General features: G+C 69.1%; 13 protein-coding genes. 5 read left to right on the top strand and 8 right to left on the bottom strand.

The window, feature by feature from the left end:
* Positions 1-70: 70 nt before the first annotated feature.
* The 8 genes from IEW22_RS09885 to IEW22_RS09920 all read right to left on the bottom strand — a co-directional run bounded on the left by IEW22_RS09885 (position 71) and on the right by IEW22_RS09920 (position 8,128).
* Positions 71-949, bottom strand: coding sequence for a 4'-phosphopantetheinyl transferase family protein (locus IEW22_RS09885; protein WP_308421381.1), 879 nt, complete (start codon positions 947-949; stop codon positions 71-73).
* On the bottom strand, positions 921-1,259 hold the full coding sequence (locus tag IEW22_RS09890; protein ID WP_188586440.1) for a metal-sensitive transcriptional regulator: 339 nt from the start codon (positions 1,257-1,259) through the stop codon (positions 921-923). The genes IEW22_RS09885 and IEW22_RS09890 overlap by 29 nt, the downstream gene beginning before the upstream one ends.
* An 11-nt stretch (positions 1,260-1,270) precedes the next feature.
* Positions 1,271-3,403, bottom strand: coding sequence for a heavy metal translocating P-type ATPase (locus IEW22_RS09895; protein WP_188586441.1), 2,133 nt, complete (start codon positions 3,401-3,403; stop codon positions 1,271-1,273).
* A 95-nt stretch (positions 3,404-3,498) separates the two neighbouring features.
* On the bottom strand, positions 3,499-4,098 hold the full coding sequence (locus IEW22_RS09900; RefSeq protein ID WP_188586442.1) for a YdhK family protein: 600 nt from the start codon (positions 4,096-4,098) through the stop codon (positions 3,499-3,501).
* A gap of 152 nt (positions 4,099-4,250) precedes the next feature.
* Positions 4,251-4,589 (bottom strand): YHS domain-containing protein, encoded by a 339-nt coding sequence (locus tag IEW22_RS20465; RefSeq protein WP_188586443.1) that lies wholly within the window; start codon positions 4,587-4,589, stop codon positions 4,251-4,253.
* A gap of 53 nt (positions 4,590-4,642) precedes the next feature.
* Positions 4,643-6,856 (bottom strand): heavy metal translocating P-type ATPase, encoded by a 2,214-nt coding sequence (locus tag IEW22_RS09910; RefSeq protein ID WP_188586482.1) that lies wholly within the window; start codon positions 6,854-6,856, stop codon positions 4,643-4,645.
* Positions 6,857-6,980: 124 nt separating this feature from the next.
* Positions 6,981-7,919 carry a hypothetical protein gene (locus IEW22_RS09915; protein ID WP_188586444.1) on the bottom strand — a complete coding sequence of 313 codons (939 nt, stop codon included), beginning with the start codon at positions 7,917-7,919 and terminating at the stop codon, positions 6,981-6,983.
* Positions 7,916-8,128 carry a heavy-metal-associated domain-containing protein gene (locus tag IEW22_RS09920; RefSeq protein ID WP_188586445.1) on the bottom strand — a complete coding sequence of 71 codons (213 nt, stop codon included), beginning with the start codon at positions 8,126-8,128 and terminating at the stop codon, positions 7,916-7,918. The genes IEW22_RS09915 and IEW22_RS09920 overlap by 4 nt, the downstream gene beginning before the upstream one ends.
* A 189-nt stretch (positions 8,129-8,317) precedes the next feature.
* Between IEW22_RS09920 and IEW22_RS09925 the strand changes: the two genes are divergently transcribed.
* From IEW22_RS09925 to mobF, 5 genes are all read left to right on the top strand, one after another.
* Positions 8,318-8,689, top strand: a complete 372-nt coding sequence (locus IEW22_RS09925; RefSeq protein ID WP_188586446.1) for an ArsR/SmtB family transcription factor — start codon at positions 8,318-8,320, stop codon at positions 8,687-8,689.
* Positions 8,686-9,807, top strand: a complete 1,122-nt coding sequence (locus IEW22_RS09930; RefSeq protein ID WP_188586447.1) for a cation diffusion facilitator family transporter — start codon at positions 8,686-8,688, stop codon at positions 9,805-9,807. Before IEW22_RS09925 ends, IEW22_RS09930 begins: the two co-directional genes overlap by 4 nt.
* A 41-nt stretch (positions 9,808-9,848) precedes the next feature.
* The gene (locus IEW22_RS09935; protein ID WP_188586448.1) at positions 9,849-10,292 is read left to right on the top strand and encodes a DUF6153 family protein; all 444 of its coding nucleotides are present in this window, start codon (positions 9,849-9,851) and stop codon (positions 10,290-10,292) included.
* Between the two features lie 207 nt (positions 10,293-10,499).
* Positions 10,500-12,011, top strand: coding sequence for a multicopper oxidase family protein (locus tag IEW22_RS09940; protein WP_188586449.1), 1,512 nt, complete (start codon positions 10,500-10,502; stop codon positions 12,009-12,011).
* A gap of 23 nt (positions 12,012-12,034) precedes the next feature.
* Positions 12,035-15,658 carry a MobF family relaxase gene (gene mobF, locus IEW22_RS09945; RefSeq protein WP_229742389.1) on the top strand — a complete coding sequence of 1,208 codons (3,624 nt, stop codon included), beginning with the start codon at positions 12,035-12,037 and terminating at the stop codon, positions 15,656-15,658.
* The last annotated feature ends 173 nt before the right edge of the window (positions 15,659-15,831 follow it).

Below are 15,831 nucleotides of genomic sequence, written 5' to 3' on the forward strand. Positions count from 1 at the left end.
GAGAGCTATGGATCCTCGATCTCGACCGGTGGGACGACGAAGGTGTCTCGGCACGCCAAGCCGTCGATATTCATGCCGTCGAAGATGCCCTCGCTGCGCGGGCCACTCGTGAACGCCGATACTGAGTTGCTTGCTCCGGCAGAGCGACCGCCGTCAGGAGGCGGTTCCCGCTGATTCCCCACCGCCCCTCGATCGAGCTAATGCGGAATCGTGATCGCGATTCGCCATCCAGAAGCAGCCGGCCAGTAAAAGTTCCCGTAACGGGGTCGATGCTGAGCGTACATTCCCGGTAGTCCAGCCAGTGACCGGTCAGCGGGAACCACACCTTAAAAATGGCCTCCTTGGCACTGAACAACAGACGGTCCCATGCAACGGCCGGCCACGATGATTCCAACGACACCAGCGCCAGGCGTTCAGCGGTGCTCCCGATCAAATCCAATGTGCCTTCAGGCAGGCCCGTGTTGGGCTCGGCGTCGATACCAACCGCTCGATACTGCGGCTTCAATGCCACGGCAGCGGCATGGAGGTCCGCGCCATGGGTCAGGCTTCCCACGACATCGCGCGGCCAGACAGGCTCTCGATGTGTTCCTACTGGGATTGGACCAGGTGAAAACCCCAGCCGCTGGAGCGCTCGACGCGCACACTCCCGGGTGGTCACGAACTCCACCTGACGCCGTAGAACAGCGCTCTCCACCGATACGGCTTCCTCGGGCCATGCGGGTTGGAGCACTCCACAGTCTCCATCGACCTGGACGACCTCAACCGACGATGGCAACAGATCAGCAAACCCGTCGCACTCCCACATTGCACCATTCTGCCCGCTGCGAAGTGGTGCCCCTGGGTCGCTCCCATCGCGTGCCTCCTCGATCAGAGTTACACCGTTGTCGGGTTTACAGGTCCGAGGCCAGGGACGGGGCCGCTCAGGAGCGGACGAGGCGGTTGATGGCATCGGTGGCTTCCTGGATCTTGGCGATGGCCGCGTCGTCGCCGAGTTTGGCGGCGTCGAGGACGCAGTGCTTGAGGTGGTCGTCGAGCAGCCCGGTCGCCACCCCCTGGAGGGCGCGGGTCAGGGCGGAGACCTGGGTAAGGATGTCGATGCAGTACTTCTCGTCGTCGATCATCTTGGCGATGCCGCGGGCCTGGCCCTCGATGCGCTTCATGCGGGCCAGGTAGCGGTCCTTGTCGCTGATGTAGCCGTGCTGATGAGCCCCGGTATCGAGCCCGGTTCCGGTGCTGTCGATGGCGGCGTCGGTGGTCATAGGCGTGTCCTTCACTTCTGGCGCTCCAGGACGGAGCGGGTGCTGGCTTGGGGTGTGAGGTCGATGCGCCGCAGGAGCTGGGCGTTGAGGGCGACGACCACGGTGGACAGCGACATCAGGATCGCGCCGACCGACATCGGCAGGACGAACCCGACGGGTGCGAGGACGCCGGCCGCGAGCGGCACGGAGATGAGGTTGTACCCAGCGGCCCACCACAGGTTCTGCTTCATCTTCCGGTAGGCGGCCCTCGACAGTTCGATGACCGAGAGCACCGAGCGCGGGTCGGAGCTGGCGAGAATGACTCCGGCGGAGGCGATGGCGACGTCGGTGCCGGCCCCGATGGCGATGCCGACGTCGGCCTGCGCAAGCGCGGGGGCGTCGTTGACACCGTCACCGACCATGGCGACCTTCTTGCCCTCGCGCTGCAGCGCGGCGACCTTCGCGGACTTGTCCTCCGGGCGGACGCCGGCGAAGACGCGGTCGATGCCGAGCTCCTTTCCGACCTCAGCCGCCACGGCCTCGGCGTCGCCGGTGATCATGACGACCTCGACGCCCAGCTGGTGGAGCGCGTCGACAGCGTCGCGGGATTCCGGGCGGACCTCGTCGGCGAGCTTGAGACCGCCGATCACCTTGCCGTCCCGGAGGACGTGCAGGATGATCGCGCCCTCGGCGCGCCAGGCGTCGGCGGCGTCGACCTCGTCCTGTCCGGTCTCCTCGAGCAGCCGGGGACCGCCGACGCGGATCTCCTGGCCGGCGACGGTCGCGGTGACTCCCACTGCCGGCGAGGAGGAGAACCCGGTGGCCGGCTCGAGGGCGAGGCTCTTCTCTTTGGCGGCGGCGACGATCGCATGGGCGAGGGGATGCTCGCTGTCGGCCTCGGCGGCGGCGGCCAGAGTCAGCACCTGGTCGGTGTCCAGGTCACCGGTCGGCTCGACGCCGGTGACGGTGGGCTCACCCCGGGTCAGGGTTCCGGTCTTGTCGAAGAGCACGGCGTCGACCTGGCGCATGGACTCCAGGGCGAGGCGGTCCTTGACCAGTACGCCGCCTCGGGCGGCGCGCTCGGTGGCGATGGCGACGACCAGGGGGATCGCCAGGCCCAGGGCGTGGGGGCAGGCGATGACGAGCACGGTGATGACGCGGATGACCGCGTCGTCGGGACTGCCGACCAGCGTCCAGACGACCGCGGTGATCAGAGCGGCACCGAGCGCGAACCAGAACAGCAACGCCGCGGCGCGGTCGGCGATGCGCTGGGCGCGGGAGGAGGAGCCCTGCGCCTCGGCGACCAGCCGGTTGATGCCGGCCAGCGCGGTGTCGTCTCCGGTGGCGGTGATCTCCACGCGCAGCCCGGAGTCGGTGGCCACGGTGCCGGCGGTGACGTTCTCGCCCTCGCCGCGGGTGACGGGGCGTGACTCGCCGGTGATCATGGACTCGTCCATGTCGGCGCGGCCGTCGACGACGGTGCCGTCGGCGGGGACGCTGCCGCCGGGACGGACGATGACGACGTCGCCGACGCGCAGGTCGGCGGGATCGACCTTCACGACGTCGTCACCGTCGACGCGCTCGGCCTCGTCGGGCAGCAGCGCGGCAAGGGAGTCCAGCGCGGAGGTGGTCTGGGCCAGGGAGCGCATCTCGATCCAATGGCCCAGCAGCATGATGACGATCAGCAGCGCCAGTTCCCACCAGAACTCGAGCTCGTGGTCGACGAGTCCGAGGGTGGCGGCCCAGGAGGCGAGGAAGGCCACGGTGATGCCGAGCGAGATCAGCAGCATCATCCCGGGTTTGCGGGTTTTCAGCTCGCTCCAGCCGCCGGTGAGGAACGGCTTGCCGCCCCAGGCGTACATGACCGTGCCGAGCACCCCGGCGACCCAGCCCGCCCAGCCGGGCACCGAGTAACCCAGCAGCATGGCGAACATGGGCGAGAGCGCCACCACCGGGACCGCGATGACGAGGTTGATCCAGAACAGCCGGCGGAACTGGCCCACGTGGTCGCCGTGGCCGGCATGACCGCCGTGCGCTGCGTGGTCGTCGTGCTGGCCGTGGTCCATGCCGTGACCCTCGTGCTCGCCGTGCGAGTCGCCGCCGTGGCCGGGCTCGGTGGTCGCAACGGCCTCGTGGTGATGATGGTGCGCGTTCGGGTCCGTCATTGCTCTTCGCTTCCCTCGGTTATTCCCCTCGATCGGGTCGATCGGGTCAGGTCGTGTCTTTCTCGCCGCGGACCCTGTGGGGCTCGCGGTGGCTGTCAGGAGGCCGGCTTGATCTCGCTCTCGACGACCCACTTGTGGTTGGTCATCGTCATGCCGTCGGCCTCGTAATCGACCATGTAGACGGTCTGGTCGGTGGAGGAGGCGATGGTGGCCTTCGCGCCCTTCATGCCCGTCATGTGCTCGGCCTCCAGCGTGACCTCGGTGCCGTCGGCCAGGCGCTGGTCCCCGGCGTCCTTGATCTCCTCCTGCACGACCCACTTGTGGTCCTTGACCGGCTCCCCGCCGGTGGTGGGGGTGAAGTTCACCGCGTAGGTGTAGGTGTCGAAAGCCCCGACGATGGTGGCCTTCGCGCCGTCCATGCCTGTCATGTGGCCGGCGGTGAGCGTCACGTGGGTGCCGACCGGATACTTGGGGGACGCGGCCTTTTCGATGCCGGCGGGCGCGGGCCCGCCGGCCATCGGGTGCTCCATCCCGCCGCCGCTGCTCGAGCTGCCGCTTCCATGCTCCTGATGCTGGCTGCTACTCGTTGCCGAAGGGCTCGCCTGGCCCTGGTCCCCTCCGGTGCTGCAGCCGGTGAGCACGAGGGCTCCGCCGAGCACTCCTGCGGCGATGGTGGTCATAAGGCGCTTTCGCACGTGGTCTCCTACTTCATTTCGTCTGACCCAATCAACCTATACCCCCACGGGGTATAGGGCAAGTGATCGTCGATCGGTACGGTCGTCGGGTCGGTTCGTTCGTGGGGCGGGGCCGCAGCGATTCAGTGCCGCGGCCCCACGCCCCCCGAGGATTACGCCATGTTGGCGGCGTACTTGGCCGGGTCGGAGTCGAAGGTCGGTCCGCAGCCGGCGCAGCAGAACCAGTAGCGCTGGCCGTCGTAGTCGCGGAAGAGGCCCTGCGCTTCGGCCTCTTTCTTGCTCACCGGGTTTCCGATCATGACGGGGCAGGTGGTGGTGTCCTCGCCGCCGGCGAGCAGGTTGTCGCGGCCGTCCGGCTCGACTGCGGGGCGCTCTGCGCCAGCCGTGCCGCAGCAGCCGGAACCGGCGCTGACAGGTGCCTCGGGGGCGGATGCCTCGGATGCGGGGGAGGTGTTGCAGCAGCTGGCGGGTGCCTGGTGTTCGTTGCTCATTCTTGGTGGGTGCCTTTCGTGTATCGATGCGGGAGATCAGTAGTTCTGCGGCGTCACTGTGTGGCGACGCTGCGGAACCCGCGCAGGCGGAGGCTATTGCCGACGACGAAGACCGACGAGAACGCCATCGCCGCGCCTGCGAGCATGGGGTTGAGCATGCCCAGCGCCGCGATCGGGATGGCCGCGACGTTGTAGGCGAAGGCCCAGAACAGGTTCGTCTTGATCGTGCCGAGGGTCTTGCGGGAGAGCCGGATTGCGTCGACCGCGGCCCGCAGGTCGCCGCGCACGAGGGTGATGTCGGAGGCCTCGATGGCAACGTCGGTGCCGGTGCCCATTGCCAGGCCCAGGTCGGCCTGGGCGAGGGCGGGGGCGTCGTTGACGCCGTCGCCGACCATCGCGACGACCCTGCCCTCGTTCTGGAGGCGGGTGACGACGTCGACCTTGTCCTTCGGGAGGACCTCGGCGATGACCTGGGCGATGCCGACCTCGGCGGCGATCCGCTTGGCCACGGCCTCGTTGTCGCCAGTGAGTAAGACCGGGGTGAGGCCCAGGTCCTTCAGTCCGGCGATGGCTTCGGCGCTGGTGGGCTTGACGGCGTCGGCGACGACGAGGATCCCGCGGGACGTTCCGTCCCAGCCGACGGCGACGACGGTCTTGCCCTCGTCCTCGGCTGCGGCCTTGGCGGCGGCGACGTCGGTGGACAGTTGCTGGGACCAGTCGGCCAGCAGCGACTCCCGGCCGACGAGTACGCCGTGGCCGTCGACTACCCCCTGGACGCCTTTGCCCTCGATGTTCGCGAAGTCCTCCGGGCTGGGCAGCGCGCCTACCTCCTGGACCGCGCCCTTGGCGATCGCCTGGGCGATCGGGTGCTCAGAGGCATCCTCCAGGGCGCCTGCCAGGCGGAGCAGTTCGACGCGGTCGGTGCCGGGCTCGGTGATCGCGTCGACCAGGGTCATTCTGCCGGTCGTGACGGTGCCGGTCTTGTCGAGGACGACGGTGTCGACCTTGCGGGTGGACTCCAGGACCTCCGGGCCCTTGATGAGCACGCCCATCTGCGCGCCGCGGCCGGTTCCGACCAGCAGCGCGGTGGGAGTGGCCAGGCCGAGGGCGCAGGGGCAGGCGATGACGAGGACCGCGACGGCGGCGGTGAAGGCCGCGGTGACGGGGAATCCGGCACCGAGCCATGCGCCGAGGGCGATGACCGAGATGGCGATGACGATTGGGACGAACACGCCGGAGATCCGGTCGGCCAGGCGCTGGACCGCGGCCTTGCCGGTCTGGGCGTCCTCGACGAGTTTGGCCATCTGCGCCAGCTGCGTGTCCGCTCCGACGCGCGTGGCGCGAATAACCAGGCGGCCGCCGGCGTTGACGGTCGCGCCCGTGACTGGGTCGCCTGAGGCGACCTCGACTGGCACGGACTCGCCGGTGAGCATGGACGCGTCCACGGCCGATGTCCCGGAGACCACAGTGCCGTCGGTGGCGATCTTTTCGCCCGGGCGGACGACGAACTCGTCTCCGACGGCCAGTTCGGAGGTCGGGATCTTGACCTCGGTCCCGTCGCGCAGCACCGAGACTTCCTTCGCGCCGAGCTCGAGCAGGGCGCGTAGCGCGGCACCGGCTTGGCGCTTGGAGCGCTTCTCGAAGTAGCGGCCGGCGAGGATGAACATCGTCACCCCGGCGGCGGCCTCGAGGTAGATGTTCCCGGCTCCGTCGGACGGAGCGATGGTGAACTCGAAGGGATGGGTCATGCCCGGGGTGCCGGCGGTGCCGAGGAACAGGGCGTAGAGCGACCACAGGAATGCCGCGGTCGTGCCCATCGAGATGAGGGTGTCCATGGTCGCGGTGCCGTGGCGCAGGTTGGTCCAGGCCGCTTTGTGGAACGGCCAGGCCGCCCACACGATCACCGGTGCGGCAAGCGCGAGGGAGGCCCACTGCCAGTAGGTGAACTGTAGGGCGGGGACCATGGCCATGGCGATCACCGGGACGGTGAGCACGATCGCGCCGATCAGGCGATGCTTGAGCGAGGTCAGCTCCGAATCGGGAGCCTCGCCGTCGTCCGTGGTCGTGCCCGACGGATTCGCGTCCTGGGGCCGGGGCATGGCGGCGGTGTAGCCGGTCTTCTCGACCTCGGCGACCAGCAGGGTCGGGTCGTAGCCCTCGGGGACAGTGACCTTGGCCTTCTCGGTGGCGTAGTTGACGGTGGCGGTGACGCCGTCGAGTTTGTTGAGCTTCTTCTCGATCCGGTTCGCGCAGGAGGCGCAGGTCATCCCGCCGATCTCCAGCTCGATGCCGGCGTCCGCGACCAGCGGCGTTCGGTTGTTCGCTGCGGCTTGGGTGCTCACTGCAAGTCCTTTCCTGTTGCTTCTTCGTCGACGGCCCTGCCCCGTGGGGTCAGTGACCGCCCGAGTGCGAATCGTCGTCTGCCTGGGTGCCGCCGGCGTGCCCGGCGTCGACCACGAACTCGGCGGTGTGGACCTTGCCGTCGACCTGGAAGTCCAGGTAGAGCAGGTAGCGCCCCGCGGTCGGGGCCTGGGCGGCAAAGGCGATGTCCGCTCCGCCGATCGAGCCCGGCTCGGGCTCCTTGCCCTCAGGGTGGACGTGCAGGTAGGCCAGGTCGCCCTCGCGCAGTGCGACGAGGTGGCCGTACGCGCCGAGGTACGGCTCAAGCGTCGTGACCGGCTCGCCGTCGCGGCTGACCGAGAGTGTGAGCTCGCTGGTGGACCCGGCGGCGAGGCCACCGTCGAGGGTCACGGTGTACCCGTCAACCTCGTCGATCCGCTTCGGGGAGCTGGCGACGGGAGCGTAGTCGCCCGCGACCTGGACGGTACGGGTCAGCGTGATCCCCGATGCTCCTTCGCCGGGCGGGGTGAAGTCGGTGTACACGCGGTAGGTGCCGGCCTCCTGCCATGTCCAGGGCAGCGACCACGTTCCGGTGGCCTCGTTCAGCATCGGGTGCACGTGGCGGAATTGCGCGCCGTCGCTGCGCACCACGATGAGGTGCAGGTCCTTGTCGTGCTCCCGCTCGAACTCGGTGACCGGGCCGCCCTGGCCGATCACCTGGAAGCTCAGCTCGCCCTCGGTGCCCGTGGCCGTCGGTGCCTTCACGGGCGAGAGCGCGAAGCCGTCCGCGCTCAGCGAGACCCCGTTCAGCGCCTGGCCGGCCGTCTGCTGCTCATTGGTGTGGCCTTGACTATGCGTGCTCATGCCCGTTCCTTTCGCCCAGGCGTCCACGGCGCTGGCGGGGACGACGACGCCGGCGAGCCCGAAGGCTCCACCGAACGCGACCGCCAGGCCAGCGCCGTAGAGGCCGAGGCGTGCTGGGGTCTTCATCCGGCGCGGACCGCCGAGTAGCCGGCCTCCTCGACAGCGGCCAGGACCTGCGTATCGTCGATCTCGCCGGCGCCGGAAACGACGAGCTTGCCGGTCTGTGCGCTGACCTCGACGTCCTCAACGCCGGGGACCTCGCTGACCTCCTCACGAACCGACATCTCGCAGTGCCCGCAGGTCATGCCTGTCACCTGGTACTCGTTCGCAGCCATCGATTGCCTCCTCGTTTGTGATACCCCCAGTGGGTATCATTACAACCAACCATATACCCCCACCGGGTATTCTCGCAAGCGAACCGAAGAACAGTGCGCCAGGCGGCGGGGCTTGGCAACGGCATCGCCGGCCTCTCGAACGTCCGCGCTCGAGTGAGGTTGGAACCGCGGACGTGCAATAATATGCGTATGGACGCAGATAAGCAGATATGCGGACTCGACCCGGACAGCCAGTACGTCGAGCTCGCCGTCGAGGTGTTCGGCCTGCTCGCCAACGCGACTCGGGTGCGGGTCATCCTGGCGCTGCGCGCAAACGACGAGCTGTCGGTGAACCACCTGGCCGACATCGTGGACAAGTCGCCCGCCGCGGTGTCCCAGCACCTGGCCAAGCTGCGGATGGCGCGGATCGTGTCGACCCGGCAAGACGGGCAGCGGGTGTTCTACCGACTGGAGAACGAGCACGCCTCGCAACTGGTGTCCTACGCGATCTTCCAGGCCGAGCACGCCGTCTCCGATGGGCACTCCCCGGCGCATCATCATCAGGAACGAGAACGAGCATGACCCAGCACAGCCACGCCCACCCGCACGACGCCGAGCACGAACAGTCTTCATGCGACCACGCGCAGGATGTGCATCCTCACGAGCGCGACCATGGACATTCCCAGGACCGCGACCACTCGCACGGGCACGGCCACTCCCATGGTCACGGTGAGCACGGGCACTCCCACCCGACCCCGCCCGGGTTCAAGGGCTTCTTCTACGGGATCTTCGTGCCGCACTCGCACGATGCCGCTGACTCGATCGACGACGCGATGGAGGCGCACTCCGAGGGCATCCGAGCGCTGAAGATCAGCCTGGTGCTCATGCTCGCCACGACAGTGGTGCAGGCGGTGATCGTCGCGTTCTCCGGCTCGGTCGCCCTGCTCGCCGACACGATCCACAACCTCTCCGACGCGCTCACCGCCGTGCCGCTGTGGATCGCGTTCGTCCTGTCCCGGCGGGTCGCCACACGGAAGTACACCTACGGGTTCAACCGGGCCGAAGACCTCGCTGGCCTGTTTGTCGTCCTCATGATCGCGCTGTCGTCGATCGTGGCCGCCTATGAGGCCATCGACCGCCTTATCAACCCGAGGCCGATGGAGAACATCGGCTGGGTGATCGCCGCGGGTATCGTCGGGTTCCTCGGCAACGAGGCCGTAGCCGTCTACCGCATTCGCGTAGGTAGAAAGATCGGCTCCGCCGCACTGATCGCCGACGGTGTGCATGCTCGCACCGACGGTTTCACCTCGCTGGCCGTGGTGGTCGGCGGGATCGGCGTACTGCTCGGCTTTCCGCAGGCCGACCCGATCGTTGGCCTGCTGATCTCGGCCATGATCGCTGTGCTGCTCGTGGGCACTGTCCGGTCAGTCGGACGCCGGCTCATGGACGGCATCGAGCCCGAGCTCGTCGACCGCGCCGAGCATGCCCTCGATCACCTCGAGGAAATCGAGTCGGTGGAGCGGGTGCGGCTGCGCTGGGTCGGCCACCGCCTCCACGGCGACGCCATCCTGCGCACCGGGCCGATGACACTGACCGAGGCGGCCCGCCTGGCGGACAAGGCTGAGGCGTCGGTGAAGAAGCACATGCCGAACGTGGATGAGATGGCCGTCCGCGTCACCGCAGCGGCCCCCGGGGTGTGACGATTGCGAGCCAGGTACACCACCCGGGTAGGGTAAGACCCGTGCTGACCGCGATCCCCGACCCTAGGCGAAGCATGCGCCGGGTGCCGCTGATCGCTCTCGCGGCGCTGCTGGTCGCCGGCCTCCTTGGCATGCACGCCCTGGCCAGCGCGCCCATGACCGCGATGGCCCAGGCTTCCATGGGGCAGTCGGGTCACGCGTTCACGACGTCGCCCGGCATGACCGACGAGGCGGCCGCCGCCCCGATGTCGACGACGCCCGGACCTCAGGGCACGGTCCACTTCGGTGGATGCGCAGACGCCATGAGCAGCGGTGGAGGCTCCACCTGCGTCTCCGTGCCCACGGCCAAGAGCATCCCGGCGCTCCCGGTCCCGTCCGCCGCGAGCCTGCCCGGACCCGTCTTTGCCGTCCTGTCGTTGCCGCCGCCCGAGACGTCCCGCCGGCTCGCGCTGTCGCACCTGGAGCTGTCGATCTACCGGACGTGAGCAGCTAGGAGCCCCGATCCGGCGCTCCTCACCGCCCTCGGCAGGGTCTATGGCCCTGTCCCGAACCTGCGACAGCATCGTGTTTCCATCGCGCTGGCTCTTATCGGAGGGCCTACGCCGCCCTGCGCGTCCGATCACCCGTGATCGTCGAGCGCGCCGGGTCGATTCTGTGGCACAGCTCACCATCGACACAGAAGGACATCACCCATGCACCCCACCCTGAACCGCCGCCAGTTCCTCGCCGCCGGCGCACTGACGTTCGCCGCCGCCGGCCTCGCCGGCTGCAGCTCCACCTCCACGAGCAAGACGACCTCGTTCGTCAAACCCGGCAGCACCGCGGTCACCGCGGCCGAGGCGAAGCGCCGCAGCACCGGGGCGGTCGTGAAGCGCGCGCTGACCGCCGAGCCCGTCACGCTCGACCTCGGCGGGAAGACCGCCAAGACCTGGGCCTACCGTGGAGCATCCGCGACCGAGCCGCTGCGCGGCAACGTCGGCGACACCCTGAAGGTCGCCCTCACCAACGGCCTCCCCGACCCGACCAGCGTCCACTGGCATGGACTGGCGTTGCGCAACGACATGGACGGCGTGCCGAACCTCACCCAGGAGCCCGTCCAGCCCGGCGGGTCGTTCGCCTACGAGTTCACGCTCCCCGAGGCGGGCACGTTCTGGTTCCACCCCCACGTCGGCGTGCAGCTCGACCGCGGCCTCTACGCGCCCCTGATCATCGACGACCCGAACGAGAAGGCCGACTACGACAAGGAATGGATCATCGTCCTGGACGACTGGCTCGACGGCGTCACCGCGACGCCGGAGGAGGTCCTCAAGGAGCTCAGCCAGGGGATGATGGACCACGGCGGCATGGACATGGGGCCGATGAGAATGGGTAACACCCTGATGGGCGCGACCTCGCCGCTGCTCGGCGGAGACGCCGGAGACGTCTACTACCCCCTCTACCTGATCAACGGCAAGCCGGCCACCGACCCGCAGACCTTTACGGCGAAGCCCGGGGAGCGGATCAGGCTGAGGGTCGTCAACGCCGGCGGCGACACCGCCTTCCGGTTCGGCGTCGCCGGGCACCCGCTGACGATCACCCACTCCGACGGATTCCCTGTTCAGCCCTTCGAGGCCGAGAGCGTCGTGCTCGGCATGGGCGAGCGCTACGACGCGGTCATCACCGCCGGCGACGGCGCGTTCGCGGTCGTCGCCGAGGCCCTGGGGAAGCAGGGCCAGGCCCTCGCCGTGCTGCGCACCGGATCGGGCAGCGCACCCACGAATAACGCGAAGCTCCCGCAGACGAAGAGCCCCGCCGCGGCCGCGGACCTGAAGGCCGCCGACGCGGTCAGGCTGCCCAAGCGCGGCGTGGACCGGACGCTCACGCTCGAGCTGACCGGGGGGATGGAGAAGTACGACTGGGGGATCAACGGCAAGCGCATGGACATGGGCCAGCCGATGCGCGACGCCCTCGGTGTCGCCGACGGGGAGCGGGTCGCGCTCGAGTTCAAGAACTCGACGACGATGTGGCACCCGATGCACCTCCACGGGCACACCTACCAGCTCCCCGGCGGCGGGCCGCGCAAGGACACCTCGATCGTCCTGCCCGGCAAGACCCTCCGCGTCGAATTCGACGCCAACAACCCCGGACGGTGGCTCACCCACTGCCACAACCTCTACCACGGGGAAGCCGGGATGATGACGACGATCGCCTACCAGATGTCCTGATTCGCGGCCTGCCAAGGAGGCGTGTGACGACCGGGCTCGGAGTCGTCGAGCATACGACAAAAAGGGATGACGCAACCAGCCTGCCGCGACCTAGACGAAGGGCGCACCTGCCAGGTGTGACGGTTTCGATCCGGGTGATGACGGCCGGGCAGGGCTACCGGTATCTGCTGAACAGCGTGGTCGTCGGGGATGGGGACCGGGACGCGGCGGCCGCGCTGACGCGCTACTACGAGCAGACCGGGACCCCGCCCGGCCGATGGCACGGGTCGGGACTGGCCGGCCTGGAGCAGCCCCTCGATCCCGGCGCGGAGGTGTCCGAGGAGCAGCTCAGGCGGCTCCTCGGACACGGTCACGACCCCGTCACGGACACCCCACTGGGACGCCCGTTCCGCACATTCGTCCCGAAGGGCGAGCGCGTCCAGGCCCGCGTGGACCAGCTCCCGGACCCTCTGACCGACGATGCGCGGGCGGCGGAGACGGCGCGGATCGAGGCGGAGGAGGCCGCGAAGCCGGTCGCCGCGCCGGTGGCCGGGTTCGATTTGACCTTCAGCGTCCCGAAGTCCGTCTCCACGCTCTGGGCCGTCTCGGACGCGGGCACTCAGGCGCTGATCGCGGAGGCTCATCACGCGGCGATGGCGGATGTCATCGATCTGATCGAGCGGGATGTCGCGATGACCCGGGTCGGTGCTGCCGGGCCGCGGGGGGCGGTCGCGCAGGTCGAGGTTCGGGGTCTGCTGGCCGCGGCGTATGACCATTACGACAGCCGTTCGTCGGATCCGCAGCTGCACACGCATCTGGTGATCGCGAACCGCGTCCAGGCGGTTCGCGATGGCAAGTGGCGGACGCTGGACTCCCGTGCCCTGCACAACGCGGTTACGGGCCTGTCGGAGCACTACAACGCCGTCCTGTCCGACCATCTCGCCTGTGCCCTGGAGACGACGTGGGAGGCTCGGGAGCGGGGGCCGGGCCGGTCGACGGCGTGGGAGATCGCCGGCGTCCCGCAGGAGCTGATGGACGAGTTCTCCTCCCGCACCCGCGACATCGAGGAAGCTAAGGACCGGCTGGTCGATGAGTACGTGGCCAAGTACGGACGCCAGCCGTCGTCGAAGGTGCTGTGGCAGATCCGCCAGCAGGCCGCCCTGGAGACCCGCCCCGAGAAGGAGCACCACTCCCTGGCCGACCTCACCGCCCGCTGGCGGGAACGAGCCGAGGCCACGCTGGAGGCAGACCCGGTGGCCTGGGCGCGGGAGATGCTCGCAGGGACGGAGTTGGAGCCGCTGCTGCGGGCCGATGACCTCCCGGCGGAGACGATCACCGAGCTCGCGGAGATCGTGGTCGCCACGGTAGCCGACCGCCGCTCGACGTGGCGGCGGTGGAACCTCCACGCCGAAGCGGTCCGGCAGTCCATGCCGTGGCGTTTCGCCTCGGCCGAGGACCGTGACGCCATCGTCGGGATGATCACCGATGCCGCCGAGCAGGCCTCCCTCGCCCTGACCCCACCGGAGTTCGTCTCCACGCCGGAGCGGTTCCGGCGCTCGGACGGATCGAGCGCGTTCCGGCCTCTGCACGCGACCGTGTACTCCTCGACGGACCTCCTCGAAGCCGAGGACCGGCTCCTCGCCGCGTCCCGCAGCCGCGAGGCACCGACCGTCACGCTGCAGGCGCTCGAGCATGCGGCCCGCACCCCAGCGGCGCCGGGTGAGCCGGTGCTGTCGCTCGATCAGGAGCAGGCGATCAGCCGAATCGGGGTCTCCGGCCGTGTCCTGGACGTGTTGGTCGGCCCGGCCGGGTCCGGGAAGACGTCGACGATGAAGGCCCTGCGCCGCGCCTGGGAGACCGAGCACGGCGCGGGCAGCGTGGTCGGGCTCGCGCCGTCGGCCGCCGCCGCAACAGTGCTTGGTGAAGACCTGGGGATCCAGACGGAGAACACGGCCAAGTGGCTGTTCGAGCACCGTCGCGGCGCCTGGGACCTGCAGGCCGGGCAGTTGCTCATCGTCGACGAGGCCTCGCTGGCCGGCACGCTCGCCCTGGATCAGCTCACCGCCCACGCCAGAGAGGTCGGAGCGAAGATCCTCCTGGTCGGCGACCCGCACCAGCTTTCGGCGGTCGACGCGGGCGGGGCGTTCGGTCTGATCGTCCGCGACCGCCCGGACGCGGCGCGCTTGGCCGAGTTGCACCGCTTCCGGCATGCCTGGGAGAAGCGCACCTCCCTGGCCCTGCGGCTCGGCGACGCCGATGCGATAGATGAGTACATCGCCCAGGATCGGGTGCATGACGGCGACTACGACGACATCCTGGAGGAGGCCTACCAGGCGTGGCGGGCCGATCAGCGAGCAGGCAAGGCGTCGCTGCTGATCGCGGAGACCATCGACACCGTCTCCGCCCTGAACGCCCGCGCTCGCCTCGACCGCATCGCCACCGGTGAAGTCGTCGATGACCCCGGTGTGACCCTGCACGACGGGAACCACGCCTCCCGCGGAGACGTGGTTGTCACCCGACGCAATGAGCGGCGGCTCGCGCTCGGCCGGGGCTGGGTGAAGAACGGCGACCGATGGATCGTGACCGGCACCCGGGAGGACGGATCGGTCACCGTGCGCCGCGAGAACTCGAAATGGCGCACCACGATCACGCTGCCGGCCTCTTACGTTGCCGACGAGCTCGAGCTCGCTTACGCGGTCACAGCCCATCGCGCGCAGGGGTCGACGGTGGAAACTGCGCATGCGATCGTGCGTTCCCCGGAGATGACTCGGGAGAGCCTGTACGTGTCGATGACCCGCGGGCGCGAGGCGAACCATGTCTACGTCGCCACCGATCAGGCGCACCTCGAGCAGCACCAGTACCGGGACGACCTGGAGATGAGCGGCCGGTCGGTGCTGTACGGGATCGTGCAGCACACCGGGGTCGAGGTCTCCGTCCACGAGATGATCGAGCAGGAGCACGAGGACGCCTCCTCGATCGCGCAGCTCGCCGCCGAGTACGAGACCATCGCCGTCGAAGCCCAAGCCAACCGGTGGCTCACCGTCCTCACCCAGGCCGGACTCACCAGCGAGCAGCTGGGCGAGCTTGCGGATGCGGAGTCCTTCGGCGTGCTCGCCGCCGAGCTGCGCCGCCTTGAAGCCTCTGGCCACCGCGTCGAGCAGCTCCTCACCGCGGTAGTCCGGGCCGGAAGGCTGGAGAACGTCGAGGACGTCGGCTCCCTGCTGAGGCACCGGGTCACCCGCCTCGCGGACCGCTACCAGCCCGCGGCGCCTCCGCGGCCTGGGCTGATCGCCGGCCTCATCCCACGCGCCCAGGGCACCATGGGCCCCGACGACCGGGCGGGGCTGGACGAGCGTGAGGATCTCATCGAGCAGCGCGCCCAGGCCGTCCTCGACCGCGCCCGCGACCAGCACGAGCCCTGGTTGACCGGGCTGCCCGAGCCACGGAACGGCCAGCAGCAGGCGTCGCTGCGGGTGGTCGCGGCCTACCGCGACCGGTGGCGCATCACCGGCACCGACCCACTCGGCCTCGACCCGGACAACGACACCCAGCGTTTGGACTACCGGCGCGCCAGCGCGCACCTCGAGATTCTCCGCACCGGCACCGACGACCCCAACCTGCACACACCGATCGCCCCGAGCGCGGGCAGGGACGCACCGCAACGCTGACCTACGACGAGGTCGCCAAAGTCCCTGCAAGGGGTGGTGGTTGTCGACGCACGGTCGTATCCTGGTAGTGAGCAGGAACACAGATGTCCGACCCAGCGAATCGCAATCTGGGCGGAAGACCCTCTCGCCATCGGGAGACCCACCAGCACAGGCCTGCGACGTCGCCAATCGGC

The organism is Gordonia jinhuaensis, assembly GCF_014639795.1.
GTDB lineage: Bacteria > Actinomycetota > Actinomycetes > Mycobacteriales > Mycobacteriaceae > Gordonia_B > Gordonia_B jinhuaensis.

Excerpts from the sequence above, each read along its gene's own strand:
- IEW22_RS09885 (WP_308421381.1), bottom strand. The coding sequence starts at position 949 with ATGCCATCAACCGCCTCGTCCGCTCCTGAGCGGCCCCGTCCCTGGCCT.
- IEW22_RS09890 (WP_188586440.1), bottom strand. The coding sequence starts at position 1,259 with ATGACCACCGACGCCGCCATCGACAGCACCGGAACCGGGCTCGATACC.
- IEW22_RS09895 (WP_188586441.1), bottom strand. The coding sequence starts at position 3,403 with ATGACGGACCCGAACGCGCACCATCATCACCACGAGGCCGTTGCGACC.
- IEW22_RS20465 (WP_188586443.1), bottom strand. The coding sequence starts at position 4,589 with ATGAGCAACGAACACCAGGCACCCGCCAGCTGCTGCAACACCTCCCCC.
- IEW22_RS09910 (WP_188586482.1), bottom strand. The coding sequence starts at position 6,856 with ATGACCTGCGCCTCCTGCGCGAACCGGATCGAGAAGAAGCTCAACAAA.
- IEW22_RS09915 (WP_188586444.1), bottom strand. The coding sequence starts at position 7,919 with ATGAAGACCCCAGCACGCCTCGGCCTCTACGGCGCTGGCCTGGCGGTC.
- IEW22_RS09920 (WP_188586445.1), bottom strand. The coding sequence starts at position 8,128 with ATGGCTGCGAACGAGTACCAGGTGACAGGCATGACCTGCGGGCACTGC.
- IEW22_RS09925 (WP_188586446.1), top strand. The coding sequence starts at position 8,318 with ATGGACGCAGATAAGCAGATATGCGGACTCGACCCGGACAGCCAGTAC.
- IEW22_RS09930 (WP_188586447.1), top strand. The coding sequence starts at position 8,686 with ATGACCCAGCACAGCCACGCCCACCCGCACGACGCCGAGCACGAACAG.
- IEW22_RS09940 (WP_188586449.1), top strand. The coding sequence starts at position 10,500 with ATGCACCCCACCCTGAACCGCCGCCAGTTCCTCGCCGCCGGCGCACTG.